The organism is Citrobacter sp. TBCS-15, from assembly GCF_005280815.1.
GTDB classification, from domain to species: Bacteria; Pseudomonadota; Gammaproteobacteria; order Enterobacterales; family Enterobacteriaceae; genus Citrobacter; species Citrobacter werkmanii.
In genome coordinates this window covers 358021-372173 of sequence record NZ_SZWK01000292.1, presented here as the reverse complement: position 1 = coordinate 372173, position 14153 = coordinate 358021, and the positions used below count along the sequence as shown (strand labels likewise).

Sequence of the window (14153 nt, the reverse complement as noted above, 5' to 3'; positions counted from 1 at the left end):
AATTTCATATGATCAACCATTTTCGTCACGCAATTGAAGAAACCCTTCCCTGGCTCTCTTCCTTTGGCGCGGATCCTACCGGTGGGATGACGCGCTTGCTGTATTCGCCAGAATGGCTTGAAACACAACAGCAATTCAAAAAACGCATGGACGCCAGCGGCCTGGAAACTCGCTTTGATGAAGTGGGCAACTTATACGGTCGTCTGCTTGGGAACGAATCGCCGGAACAGGTCATTTTAAGCGGCTCGCATATTGATACCGTCGTCAACGGCGGCAATCTTGACGGCCAGTTTGGCGCGCTGGCGGCATGGCTCGCGGTTGACTGGCTCAAGAGCACCTATGGCGCACCGCTGAAAACGGTCGAAGTCGTTTCCATGGCGGAAGAGGAAGGCAGCCGTTTCCCGTATGTCTTCTGGGGCAGCAAAAACATTTTTGGACTGGCAAATCCCGATGACGTCCGTAATATCCAGGACGCGAAAGGCACCCGTTTTGTTGACGCAATGAACGCCTGCGGCTTTACCCTCCCCGCAGAGCCGCTTCATGCCCGTAATGACATCAAAGCCTTCGTTGAATTACACATCGAACAAGGTTGTGTGCTTGAAAGTAATGGCCAGTCGATAGGCGTCGTCAGCGCGATTGTCGGCCAACGTCGCTATACGGTAACGCTGAACGGTGAATCCAACCATGCGGGGACAACGCCGCTGAGCTACCGTCGCGATACCGTATACGCTTTCAGTCGCATCTGCAGCCAGTCTATCGAGAAAGCCAAAAAGCATGGCGATCCTCTGGTACTGACCTTTGGTAAGGTAGAGCCGCAGCCGAACACCGTCAACGTGGTGCCAGGCAAAACGACCTTCACAATCGATTGCCGTCATACCGATGCCGACGTATTGCGTGATTTTACTCAACAACTGGAAAACGACATGCGCGCCATCTGCGATGAAATGGATATCGGCATTGATATCGATTTGTGGATGGATGAAACGCCGGTCCCGATGGACAGTAAACTGGTCTCTACCCTTACCGAACTGTGTGAAAAAGAACAGCTGAACTACCGTGTCATGCACAGTGGCGCAGGCCATGATGCGCAAATTTTCGCTCCCCGCGTACCGACCTGCATGATTTTCATTCCCAGCATTAACGGTATCAGCCACAACCCCGCTGAACGCACAAACATTAACGACCTTGCCGAAGGGGTCAAAACTCTGGCATTAATGCTTCATCAACTTGCCTGGCAGAAATAAGGAGTCACCCATGGGATATCTGAATAACGTCACGGGGTATCGCGATGATTTATTGGCTAATCGCGCAATTGTAAAACACGGTAACTTTGCCCTGCTAACCCCGGACGGACTGGTTAAAAATATCATTCCGGGTTTTGAAAACTGTGACGTCACCATCCTCTCAACGCCAAAACTGGGCGCGTCATTTGTTGACTATCTGGTGACCCTACGCCAGAACGGCGGCCACCACAGCGGTTTTGGCGGCGAAGGTATTGAAACGTTCGTGTATGTTATTTCCGGCAAAATTGAGGCGAAAGCGGAAGGTAAAACCTTTGCTTTAACCCAGGGCGGATATCTGTATTGCCCGCCAGGTGAACTGCTCACCTTTAATAATGCCCAGACAGAAGACAGCCAACTGTTTTTATACAAACGCCGTTATACGCCGGTGGCAGGCCATTCACCATGGCTGGTCTCCGGTAATGCCAACCAGTTAGAACGTATTCATTATGAAGGCATGGATGACGTAATCCTGCTGGATTTCCTGCCTAAAGAATTAGGCTTCGATATGAATATGCATATTCTGTCATTCGAACCCGGCGCCAGTCATGGTTATATCGAAACGCATGTACAGGAACATGGGGCTTATATTCTCTCAGGTCAGGGCGTTTATAACCTCGATAACCAATGGATCCCGGTGAAAAAAGGCGACTACATCTTTATGGGCGCGTACTCCCTGCAGGCGGGTTACGGCGTGGGGCGTGGTGAAGCGTTCAGCTATATCTATTCCAAAGATTGCAACCGGGATGTTGAGATTTAACGGCGAACAGCCCGCCTGATAATTTTTTATTTAGCTATGTTGGGTTTTGCCACGGTTAACACCGTGGCTTTTTTTATGCTTAACGCAGATTAATCGCCTGACCGAGCTTCATCGCGCAAGCAATATTACGCGCACAGTGATAAAGGTTGGTTTCACCACTCGCCAGCACTTCCGCCAATGGCGCGAGTCGCGGCAAAATACTGAATACCGCATCAATACCATGATCGTGAACCACCTCCACACCTTCCCCCAGCACCCCGGCGATACCAATAACCGGAACATGATGCTGCATAGCAACAGAAGCAACACCGATTGGCGCTTTTCCCCCGACCGTTTGCGAATCAATACGTCCCTCGCCGGTGATGACCAGCGATGCATCTTTGATGGACTGCTCCAGTTGAACGGCCTGCAGCACAATCTCAATCCCTGGTTTCATGATGGCCTGCAGAAAGATAGCCGCAGCGATGCCCATTCCACCCGCCGCCCCACCGCCCGCAACCTGAGATACATCCTCACCGGTCAACGTTCGCAGCACATGCGCGTAGTTGAGTAATCCTTCTTCCAGTTTCTCAACCATTTCCGGCGTCGCCCCTTTCTGCGGACCGAATACTCTTGCCGCGCCACGCGGGCCAACCAATGGGTTATCCACATCACAGGCAACTTCGATCCGACATGCTGTCAGCCGCGGATCGCACTGTTGCAGGTCAATGCTCGCGAGGCGAGATAAGCTACCACCTCCCGCCCTCAATGATGTCCCTTGCACATCAAGGAACCGCACGCCTAGCGCCTGAGCCATCCCCATGCCGCCATCAACTGTCGCACTCCCGCCGATACCGAGGATAATATGACGAATACCGGCATCCAGCGCATGCCGAATCAGTTCGCCAGTCCCGTAACTTGATGCCAGCAGTGGATTACGCGCCTGCGGTTCGACCAACATCAGTCCACTCGCCGCGGCCATTTCAATAATGGCGGTCTTTCCATCACCGGTCAGGCCATAAAATCCCATGACCTTTTCCCCCATCGGCCCACAGACCTCCAGCGAGACCACTTTTCCACCTGTCGCCGCCACCATGGCATCCACGGTCCCCTCCCCGCCATCTGCAATTGGTAAACAAATGTATTCTGCATCCGGGAATATGGCTGAAAATCCAGCTTTAATTGCCTGGCAGCATTGGTCGGCGCTTAAGCTCTCTTTAAACGAATCTGGCGCAATTACAATTTTCATCATTAATCCTTTTTCATCCTGTTATTTAATGCGTTCCCATGGAATGAGGTTTTCCATAAGCACTGCCAGTAAAATCCCCACCAATAAGCCATTACTCAGTAATGGCCGAATAGTCAGTGGAAGATCTTGTAAATAAACCGGAGGCAGCCCCATCAAAAAAATCCCCACAAACAGCGGGAGTGCCAGCCGATAAATATTTCGTGCGGTAAATGTGATTTGCTGGCTGAAAACCAGACCGGAATAGAGCAACGGCAGATAAGATACCAACATAACGGCACTGCTGATTGCCAGTGGAATGGCGTAGAATAAGCGGGTTAGCGGCGTCACTATCGCCACCAATAAACATAATACGCTGCCATAAATAAATGATTTTCGCGAACTGTCGCCAGTTTGTGTTAACAGCCCGATAGAAGAGACAAAAGGTGAAAATGGAATCACGGCAAAAGGCACTGTCACCAGCGTCATAAAACCGGAAATGATAAAGCTACGACGATAACGCGAGCTGCTGGAGCCTTGATGCGTGTAAAAGATGTCCGTGCCGCGCACCGCGCCATAGGTATTACTGATATTCACCAGACCGGTGATAACCGCCGTCAGGATAATACCGGGTAACAGCCTGCCATGACTGCCTAACGGGAACCACTGCCAGCTTAATTCCCCAGACGGCAAAGACGTTGATGGAAAGCACAACCGCCAGAGTCCCCATCCCACTACCGCCCCCACCAGCAGGGCGTAACGGGAGATCCGCTGCGGTAAAAAAATGATCATCGCAAGGATGAAGCACATCACGCCAACCGCCAGGCTAAAAGGCGCCAGTTGAATTTTGACGCTGGTGTCAGCAATGCCAAAAGGCAATCCCAACATGCCCTTAAAAAAGATAGTGGTGAGCTGAGCGCCCAACAGCAGCATAAAAAAGACCATCACCGTTGGGGTAAATAGCCGGGCCAACCGGTGTCCTAAGCCGCTAAAGCCGATAATCATCGTCAGCACAGCGGAAATGACAATCCCGACGCTCAGACTGGTGGCGATATCATTGAGCGGTGTCCCGCGTGACGCCTCAGCCAGGGTAATTGTCAAAATGGTGCCCCACCATAAACCGGTCGGACCTTCCATAATGGCGCGACGATGGCCACAAATAACCTGCGCAAGGCAGGCCAGCGATGTCGTGAAAAAAGCGTATTGCGTGAGCATTAACAGATTGCTCGCGGGGAGATGAAAAGCAGAAACCAGCGTTGGGGGGACCACGACCGTATTGCAAAAAATAAAGAAAAACCACTGAAAGCCAGATAGCAAACTTTCGCGGTTAATAACAGGAAGCATATTCATACCTTAAAATAGAGAATGCCCGCCAGCATGACGGGCATTAATTCACATCACATTATTGTTGATGTTTAAGGATAAATTGACCTTTTGGCGCTACCGGGAACCCCTGCTCGATGTCATAGATAACATCCCCGCGAAGAATAGTTTTCGTAATGCGCGCGCCAATCGTCCGGCCAACATACGGACTGACCTTGTGGCGATATTCCAGGTCTTCGTTTTTCAGAACGTATTTGCTGTCCGGTTGAATAAAGACGAAGTCAGCATCTTTACCCGGGGCAATACGTCCTTTCTGCTTCAGGCCGAAAATATCTGCGGCGTTGGTTGCCATCAATTTAGCGAATAGCGGCAGTGACATACCGCGTTTTTGCACGGCCTCATCAAACATGACGTCCATACAGCTCTGCAGCCCGGCAATGCCGCCCCACGCCTGCATGATATTGCCAGCCTTCATTTCTGGTGGGCATGGCGAGTGGTCGGAAACCAGGCAGTCAATCTCACCATTGAACAGTTTTTCCCACATGCCTTGTTGATTCTGTCGATCGCGGATCGGCGGAGAACATTTTGCCAGCGTGCCAATCTCTTCAAACTGATCGGTATCCAGCACAAAATAATGCGGGCAGGATTCGCAGGTCACATCCTGGCCTTCCTGACGGGCACGGGTCACTTCTTCCACGCCTTCCGGGCTGCTGATATGGCAAACGTGCAGGCGGCAACCGGCGACTTTCGCCAGATACAGCACGCGGCGAATAGCTTCCACCTCAGTGAAAACCGGACGTGAAGCCACATAATCATGTGCCGTCACACGGCCTTCGCGTTTAGCTTCCTCGCCAAGCTCGTCGCAAATGAGCGCATTTTCGCAATGCACCAGCACCGTCTGGTCCATTTCTGCTAACTTCTGCGCGCCTTTGTAGAACTGCCAGTCGTTAACGTCACGGAAGTCATTGTCGATTCCGCGATCGCCACAGGTAGCAACAAAGCATTTGAAACCGACGACACCGACCTCATCCAGCTCGTGCAGACGATCAAGGTTGTAAGAAACCAGACCGCCAAGCTGCGCGGCATCAATGGTCAATTTACCTTTTGCCGCATCAAATTTAAGTTCGATGGTTTCACGATCTACCGTCGCGGGCAGCTGGTTGAGAGGCATTTCGATCATTGTGGTGATACCGCCTTTTGCCGCGGCACGCGTTCCGGTCTCATAGCCCTCCCAATGTGTACGTCCCGGCTCAGAGATATGGGTATGCGCATCAACCATGCCCGGTGAAACCACCAGACCTGTCGCATCCATTACCTGCTTTGCCTCACCCAGATTCTCGCCAATGGCGGCGATTTTTCCTGCCTGGACGGCAATATCAACAATACGAGCTTCATTTTCTAAAATAACAGTACCGTTCTTAATAATTAAATCAAAAGACATAACGAACTCCTTGTATGGATACAGATAGTTTTTATAAATAACGCACGCTTACACCTACGTTTACTGATTTCATTACAACTGACCTGTTGCTTTTTCTACTGCGGCAGGTTGTCCAACCGTTCTTTTTTTCAGTAAGGCATATGCCACAAATGCGACAATAACCCCAACAAACCACGACACTCGCGATAACGGCTCAAGCAATGGAATAAACTTTCCACCCAGTGAAAGAATTACCGCCACTAACGTTACGGAGAATGCCGTCAGGTTAAATCCATTATCATAATATTGGTAATTACCACTAGCGGTATATAATTCATCAAGATTAATCTTGCCACGCATAACGACAAAATAGTGCGCTAACATAACACCAATAACAGGACCGAGCATACCGCCAATGATATCCAGAAACAGATAAATACTGCTCTGATTTTCCATGAGTTTCCATGGACAAATCAGTAAGCTAATAATACTGGCAATCAATACACCATTTTTATATGTTAGTTTTGTTGGCGCAATTGCGGCAATCTGATAACCAGCCGGGATTATATTACCCGTAGCGTTTGTTGAGATTGTGGTCATCAGAATAACCAAAACCGCGAAGAAGGAGGCAAACAGACTGTCCCAACGCTGTACGATATCCAGCACATTCCAGGTATCCGTTCCATAATGAATACTGGCACCGGCAATAATACACACGCTGGCAATCGCAAATAACACGTACGCGACAATAAGACCCAGCGTCTGGCCTAACGCCTGTTCACGAAATGAGTGGGCATTTTGCGTAAAGTCCGAGGCGCTCACCGCCGGAGCGGCCCATACCGCAACCACGGCGTTAATCACTACCAGGAACAGGAATCCGCTGTTTCCCGCTTTTTGCACACCGCCCGGAATGTAGTCCAGAATGGGGCCAATCCCTACCAGGGATATCGCCCAGATAGCCATTCCGCCAAAAACGATATAAATGCAAGGATTCAGGATCGCAGTAAATTTATTTAATACTTTACCGCCGCCAAAACCGATACCAACGTTAATCAGCCAAAAGATAAGAAATGTGATTAACCCCGGCAGGGACAACCCCAGTAATGTAAAATCACCGCCCAGCGTTAAAAAACCAGGCCATATCTTGCCAATCAGAATAAGAAAAGCCAGCGATCCGGCATAACATTGCAGACCGAACCACATAATTGCAGCAATCCCGCCTCTTAATAATCCCGGGAAAAGCGCGCCACGTACGCCATACGAGCCACGCAGAATCATTGCAAAAGGTACACCGTATTTACTTCCGGCGGCGCCGTTCATAACCATGACTAATGCAATAAACAATGCACTAATAATAATAGCCAACATAATACTGAATGTGGACAGCCCGAGAATGAAGAACCCGCCAACCATAACGTAATTAGGTACGTTATGTACTGACCCCATCCATAAAGTAAAATAGTTAAATGTTTTCCAGTTTCGTTGTGCTGCCGTTTTTGGTAATAAGTCGTCACTATAACCACGTTGTTGGTATAGATCTCTTTGATGTTCCATAAATCCCTCTTGTCACGTATCGGATAACGTTGTAATGGGTTTAGCTATGCGGAACAAAAACAATATATAAAGTAATGCAAATAGTTTTAATTATATTTTTATGCTGAAGCAGTAACTGGTGTTGCTTTCTTTTTATATAACGTCACGCCGGCAAAAATAAGCGTTCCGGTAACAACCAGACAAGCAGAGATGACAAAGCTTATCTCTTTTGAGCCAGTCAAATCGGAAATAAATCCGGTTAACGTTGGCGCAATAACGGCTGAACTCATACCAAAGAAGTTAAACAGGCTAAATGCTCTGCCCAGCGTTTTCGCCGACGCCTGCTCAGACACGAAGGAGATCAGGATGGGATCCACCGCCATTTTTCCCAATAAACCGTACAGGGTCAGGCTGACCATCAACATCGTGGTATTCGGCGATAACACCGTAAACACCAGCATTGCGGCGGCCATAATTTCCAGCCCAAGAATGACTTTGACTTTGCTGTTACGGAATTTATCGGACAGATGACTGAAGAACAACGCACCGGGAACCCCCACCACGGCGACCAAAGCCGAGGCAACGCCAATCGCGCCACCATCAAATCCCCTTTCAGTCTGCAGATAAGACGGAAGCCAGGTCACAATCAGGTAATAGCCATAACAGGTACAGAAATAGAGGAAGTAGACGCTGCATAACAAACCCGAAAACAGCGGCGGACTTTTCTCTTCTGTCATCGTTGCCGTCTGCGTTTTTTGGTCTGACGCCGCCGTTTCGCTTTTTGCCTTACCGCGGATAACCAAAGTAAATACGCACAGCATCACCACCAACACAGCCGCAACCAGAAACAACACGTTTTGCCAGGCCATGCTCATACTTTTAACCAACACGCTGGAGCCGATTAAACCTATCCCCATCCCAATCGCAGAGCCGCTATTAATGATGGCGTTTGCCAGTGCCCGGCGAGCCTGTGGGACATTTGCCGAAGAGAGAGAATACGCAGAACTAAAGAAAGAGGCGCAGCCCGCTCCTGCCATCAGCGAACCGGCATAGATCATCACCAGTCCAGTGGCTTTTGCGATACTGAGCGTACCAATAATAAAGAGCGTAAACCCACACATCAGCATAATTTTCTGGCCAAGCTTATCGACCAAAATTCCGCAGGGAATTTGCATGCTGCAATAGGCGAAAAAATAGAAACTGGCGATGGCGCCAATTTCAGCATTGCTGACATTGCCCAGGGAAGCCTGAATCTCAGGATAAATAGGGGTTAATACGGTGCGATAAATCCATATCGCTACCCAACCCAGACTCATTACGACGACGATCTTCTTCCAGTATTCAATACCGGATGTATTTTTTTCACTCATGACATGCACCTTTCCAAAGTGTGTCTGATTAGAATGTATCGCTGCAGGATTGCAGCGATACCAACGATCATGACAATTTATGATTAGCCATTAATTCCAGAGCCTGAACCATTGCCGAGTGATCCAACTGACTTCCACCATTCGCGGCACAGGTATTAAATAACTCCTGACAGGTTGCCGTATTAGGCAAATTCAACGAGAGCGCCTTGGCACTTTGCAATGCAAGGTTGAGATCTTTTTGATGCAATGCAATTTTGAAACCGGGATCAAAAGTGCGCTTAATCATGCGCTCACCATGTACTTCCAGAATACGAGATGAGGCAAATCCGCCCATTAATGCCTGACGCACGCGAACCGGATCCGCACCCGCTTTAGAAGCAAATACCAGCGCTTCAGAAACGGCTTCAATATTTAAGGCAACGATAATTTGGTTAGCAACTTTACAGGTTTGGCCATCACCATTTCCGCCCACCAGGGTGATATTTTTTCCCAGAATATCAAAGAGCGGTTTAACGCGTTCAAATACATCAGGTTCACCGCCAACCATAATGGACAGCGTCCCTTCGCGAGCGCCAATTTCCCCACCGGACACGGGCGCATCCAGGTAATCCCCGCCGAGTTCATTAACCTGCTGAGCAAAACGCTTAGTTTCTATTGGAGAAATAGAACTCATATCGACAATGGTTTTTCCCTGCAATGCGGTTTTAGCGCATCCGTGTTCACCAAAAAGCACTTCTTCAACCTGCGGCGTATCCGGCACCATGATGAAGATAATATCTGCGAAATCAGTTACCTGACGCGCAGTTTCAACATTAACCGCCCCCAGTGACAGCAACTCTTCAGCCACCGGTCCAATGGTCGTGACATGTAATTGATGTCCAGCGCGAGCCAAATTAATCGCCATTGGCGATCCCATAATACCCAGGCCAATAAATCCCAGTTTCATTTGCAACCTCTTTTATATCTGTCGGTATTCCTGAATTCAGGCAAAACGATCTCCTTCCAACAGAGTGGAAAAAATAGTGTTGCCTGAAATTACTTACCAATTATCGATACTGATCAATCCACGATAATCCCGCTTCGGTGGTCGTCAGTGGCTTATATTCGCAACCTACCCACCCGTCATAACCTGATTTATCAATAAACTTAAAAATAAAGTCATAATTGATTTCCCCGGTCCCTGGCTCTCCGCGACGAGGATTATCTGCAATTTGCAAATGACCTATTTTATTTGCCCACGTGGTCATGGTCTGGGTTAACTCCCCTTCCATGCGCTGCATATGATAAATGTCATACTGAATTTTGATATTATCGCAACCGACGCTATCAATTAACGCTAACGCCTGATGCGTACCGGTGAGATAGAAGCCAGGAATATCAAAATGGTTGATCGGCTCAATCAGCAATAAAATATCTTCTTGCGCTAACATGTTGGCCGCATAGCGCAGATTTTCCACCAGCGTTTGCTGGATCTGTTCAGCCGAAAAACCCGCCGGTGTTTTACCTACCAGGCAATTGATTTTTCTATTACCTAGCCCCTTTGCATAGCGAATAGCCGCCGCTACACCATCACGAAATTCTTCTTCGCGACCCGGAATACAGGCGATACCACGTTCACCCGCCGCCCAATCTCCGGCGGGGAGATTATGCAACGTATGCTCCAGCTTATTGGTCTGCAGTTTTTCTTTTAATACGTCAATGTCGTAATCGTAGGGAAACATAAACTCTACGCCACGAAACCCCGCTTGCGCCGCTTTGTCGAAACGCTCAAGAAAACTGTATTCCAGAAACAGCATGGAAAGATTGGCTGAGAACCGTAACATCTGTCACCTCCTCTATTCATATTTCATAAAACAGGTTTCGGTTGGCGCATCAACTGCACCGTCTGCAACCTCTTCAAACTCGGTCACGTTATCCAGTTCGCTACCCATCGAGATATTGGTCACTCGCTCAAGGATCACTTCGACAACAACCGGAACGCGATACTGCGCCATCAGGACTTTGGCTTGTTCAAACGCCGGAGCGAGATCTTCAGGTTTGAAGACGCGAATGGCCTTACAACCTAATCCTTCTGCCACTTTGACGTGATCGACGCCATAGCCGTTTACTTCGCTGGAGTTGATATTTTCAAACGCCAGTTGGACGCAGTAATCCATATCAAAAGCACGCTGCGATTGACGAATCAGGCCCAGATAGGCGTTGTTGACCAGCACATGGATGTAAGGAATGTTGAATTGCGCGCCCACCGCCAGTTCTTCAATCAGGAACTGGAAGTCAAAATCCCCCGAAATCCCGACGACGTTGCGTGTTGGATCGGCAACACAAACCCCTAATGCAGCAGGCAGCGTCCAGCCGAGAGGGCCAGCCTGACCGCAGTTGATCCAGTGACGCTCTTTGAACACATGCAGCATTTGCGCAGCGGCAATTTGTGATAATCCGATGGTGGTGACGTAGCAAACGTCGCGACCAAAGGCTTTATTCATCTCTTCGTAGACACGCTGCGGTTTCACCGGGACATTGTCGAAGTGGGTTTTACGCAGTAACGTCCGCTTACGCTGTTGGCATTCAGCAACCCAGGTATTCCGGCAAGGTAAACGTCCGGCTTTCTGCATTTCCTGAGCGACGTCAATCAACAAGGTCAGCGCGGCTTTGGCATCAGAAACAATACCTAAATCCGGGCACAGAACACGGCCAATTTGCGTCGGTTCAATGTCGATATGAATGATTTTTCGCCCTTCAGTGTACTTCGAGACGGAGCCAGTGTGACGGTTAGCAAAACGGTTACCAATACCGAACACCATATCAGAAGCAAGCAGCGTGGCATTTCCGTAGCGGTGTGCGGTTTGTAGCCCTACCATGCCGGCCATTAACTCATGATCGTCAGGGATACATCCCCAGCCCATCAACGTGGGGATAACCGGTACATGGGTCAGCTCCGCAAAACGTTGCAGCAGTGCGGAAGCATCAGCATTAATCACCCCGCCCCCTGCGACGATGACCGGACGTTCCGCCTGGATCAGCATTTCCAGCGCTCTCTCAATTTGCTTGCGGCTGGCGGCTGGTTTGTACACCGGCAAAGGCTCATACATGTCGGGATCGAATTCGATTTCTTCAACCTGGACATCAAAAGGCAAATCGATCAGCACCGGGCCAGGGCGACCTGAGCGCATGACATGGAATGCCTGCTGTAAAACCCGAGGCAGCAGTGCCGCTTCACGTACCGTTACCGCCATTTTGCTGACTGGTTTAGCGATAGATTCAATATCGACAGCCTGAAAATCTTCCTTATGCAGGCGGGCACGAGGCGCCTGACCAGTGATACATAAAATAGGAATAGAGTCGGCAGAGGCGGAATACAGTGCAGTGATCATGTCAGTTCCTGCCGGGCCAGAAGTGCCAAGGCAGACGCCAATGTTGCCTGCTGTGGCACGCGTATAACCTTCCGCCATATGGGAGGCGCCTTCAACGTGGCGAGCCAGAATGTGACGGATGCCGCCGTGATTACGCATTGCGGAATAGAACGGGTTGATTGCCGCTCCAGGCACGCCAAATGCGGTGGTGATACCTTCTTTTTCCAGCACATACATTGCCGCGTCAACGGCTCTCATTTTTGCCATTTTCTTTCTACCTCTATTTATTGGAAAATTTTTCCAACTTTGAAAAAATCCAAAAAAGTCCCGCTCCTCTGAGCGGGTTGCGACTTAAGCTACGGGTGCTTTTAACCCAAGCGCCGTACTGATATCTCGTGCTGTATCCCGTACCAGCTCCCCCTGACTAATAAAACGATCTTCCGTCAGTCTGGATGCGGGCCCCGAAATAGAGATGGCAGCCACTACACTGCCTGCATCGTCATAGATAGCCGAAGCGATGCAATTCAATCCAACAACATGTTCTTCGTGATCAACGATATAGCCATTCTCGCGCGCCTGTTCCAGATTACGCAGCAGAGTAGGAAAATCCACCAACGTATTCGGCGTAAACTGCTGCAAACCCGTTTTCACGACAATGTCCATTAACTCTTCTTCCATCAGCGGATAAAGCAGTGCTTTCCCCGCGCCGGAAGCATGCAACGGCATACGGCTGCCCAAAGGTGCACACATCCTGACCATCGATTTGCACTCCTTCTGGCCAATCAGCACCGCTTCAGTGCCATTACGAATCGCGACATTCACCGTTTCGCCTGACAGCAGCATTAATCGGTGCATAAACGGTCCGGCTACCGACAGGACGTCGCGATTATGAATATACGCGGAGCCCACATTGAAGACGCCTAAACCGATGTGCCACCAACCTAACTGACTGTCCTGATAGACAAAATCAGCACCCTGTAAAACCTTTAGCAGGCGAAAAGTCGTGGAGAGCGGTAAATCCAGACTGCCGGAAATATCGCTGACTGACGAACTCCCCCCACTTCTTTCGAGATACTGCAAAATCGCAATGCCTCTTTCGAGCGCCTGAGCGCCTTTCTGCGCAACCGGCTCCGTCTGTCCAGGCCTGCCGCGCCGTCTTACTTCCGTCTCCACTACATTTACTCCGGCCCAAAATATGAGCATAAACAATGAACAATATGCTCATATTAAGCAAGAAGGCCAATAGCGTCACGCAAAACAGAGTTCATGTGCCGGGATACGTTCAACATCGCAATTATCGCTACCACCACGATCGACCGTCAGAAAATCGGTCACGGTTTGCCAGGCAAACAGCGGGTGATGCCAGACGTTTCGATGGTAATTCACCCCCTGTTGACCATTGGTGATAAAGGCTTTTAAGGTGGAAAGATCGGGTTTGTCCTCACCAAGCGCGACAATCACCACAAACGCTTCGCCCTTCATGGGCATAAATGCCTGGGTGCCCAGCGGGTGGCGCTCCAGTTCATGCACAATAATAGGCATCGTTGCCGGTTGCGCGCGGTTAATGCTGATGAGCGTCCGGTCCTGCTCAAGGATCTCCACATTAGCCAGATCGTGATAACGTTCAACCAACCCATCATTGATATGAAAAAAATCACGTTTATGGGTTTCTATGACATCGCCATAGGCGCTGAACGTGTGCTGATTTAATGGTAATACCTCAAGTTTCATCATCTTTTCCTTGTAACTGAATTCCTCTGAACCGCAGCCAGAACTCTTAGCGGCTTCAATATCATGCAATCTAAAACCTTCGGGATTTAACATCAACACAAAAGTTGGAATATTTTTCCAAAATTCGATTTAGACCACAATTTAAACAAGGCCATTATGTAAAAATACTTATAAATCAGAGA

The 14153-nt window shown here is 49.3% G+C and carries 12 protein-coding genes; 2 read left to right on the top strand and 10 right to left on the bottom strand.

What is annotated here, in order from left to right:
• Positions 1 to 8: 8 nt before the first annotated feature.
• A complete protein-coding gene (allC, locus tag FDW96_RS19390; protein ID WP_042309974.1) occupies positions 9 to 1244 on the top strand; it encodes an allantoate deiminase in 1236 nt (411 codons plus the stop codon).
• Between the two features lie 10 nt (positions 1245 to 1254).
• Positions 1255 to 2040 (top strand): (S)-ureidoglycine aminohydrolase, encoded by a 786-nt coding sequence (gene allE / locus FDW96_RS19385; protein WP_042309976.1) that lies wholly within the window; start codon positions 1255 to 1257, stop codon positions 2038 to 2040.
• 79 nt (positions 2041 to 2119) lie between these two features.
• On the opposite strand, the gene glxK is transcribed toward allE, so the two are convergent.
• From glxK to allA, 10 genes are all read right to left on the bottom strand, one after another.
• Positions 2120 to 3268 carry a glycerate 3-kinase gene (gene glxK, locus FDW96_RS19380; protein ID WP_042309979.1) on the bottom strand — a complete coding sequence of 383 codons (1149 nt, stop codon included), beginning with the start codon at positions 3266 to 3268 and terminating at the stop codon, positions 2120 to 2122.
• 21 nt (positions 3269 to 3289) lie between these two features.
• Positions 3290 to 4588: a uracil/xanthine transporter gene (locus FDW96_RS19375; protein WP_137366150.1), complete on the bottom strand. Its 1299-nt coding sequence runs from the start codon at positions 4586 to 4588 to the stop codon at positions 3290 to 3292.
• A gap of 58 nt (positions 4589 to 4646) precedes the next feature.
• The gene (allB, locus tag FDW96_RS19370) at positions 4647 to 6008 is read right to left on the bottom strand and encodes an allantoinase AllB (protein ID WP_042309982.1); all 1362 of its coding nucleotides are present in this window, start codon (positions 6006 to 6008) and stop codon (positions 4647 to 4649) included.
• A gap of 72 nt (positions 6009 to 6080) precedes the next feature.
• The gene (locus FDW96_RS19365; RefSeq protein ID WP_042309984.1) at positions 6081 to 7541 is read right to left on the bottom strand and encodes a putative allantoin permease; all 1461 of its coding nucleotides are present in this window, start codon (positions 7539 to 7541) and stop codon (positions 6081 to 6083) included.
• Between the two features lie 98 nt (positions 7542 to 7639).
• On the bottom strand, positions 7640 to 8890 hold the full coding sequence (locus FDW96_RS19360) for an MFS transporter (protein WP_042309985.1): 1251 nt from the start codon (positions 8888 to 8890) through the stop codon (positions 7640 to 7642).
• Positions 8891 to 8957: 67 nt separating this feature from the next.
• Entirely contained in the window at positions 8958 to 9836 is an 879-nt protein-coding gene (gene glxR, locus FDW96_RS19355) for a 2-hydroxy-3-oxopropionate reductase (protein ID WP_079225148.1), read from the bottom strand.
• Between the two features lie 100 nt (positions 9837 to 9936).
• The gene (gene hyi / locus FDW96_RS19350) at positions 9937 to 10713 is read right to left on the bottom strand and encodes a hydroxypyruvate isomerase (RefSeq protein ID WP_137366149.1); all 777 of its coding nucleotides are present in this window, start codon (positions 10711 to 10713) and stop codon (positions 9937 to 9939) included.
• 12 nt (positions 10714 to 10725) lie between these two features.
• Positions 10726 to 12507 carry a glyoxylate carboligase gene (gcl, locus tag FDW96_RS19345; RefSeq protein ID WP_042309991.1) on the bottom strand — a complete coding sequence of 594 codons (1782 nt, stop codon included), beginning with the start codon at positions 12505 to 12507 and terminating at the stop codon, positions 10726 to 10728.
• Positions 12508 to 12591: 84 nt separating this feature from the next.
• The gene (allR, locus tag FDW96_RS19340) at positions 12592 to 13443 is read right to left on the bottom strand and encodes an HTH-type transcriptional repressor AllR (protein ID WP_042309993.1); all 852 of its coding nucleotides are present in this window, start codon (positions 13441 to 13443) and stop codon (positions 12592 to 12594) included.
• A 45-nt stretch (positions 13444 to 13488) separates the two neighbouring features.
• Positions 13489 to 13971, bottom strand: a complete 483-nt coding sequence (allA, locus tag FDW96_RS19335) for an ureidoglycolate lyase (protein ID WP_042309995.1) — start codon at positions 13969 to 13971, stop codon at positions 13489 to 13491.
• Positions 13972 to 14153 lie beyond the last annotated feature (182 nt).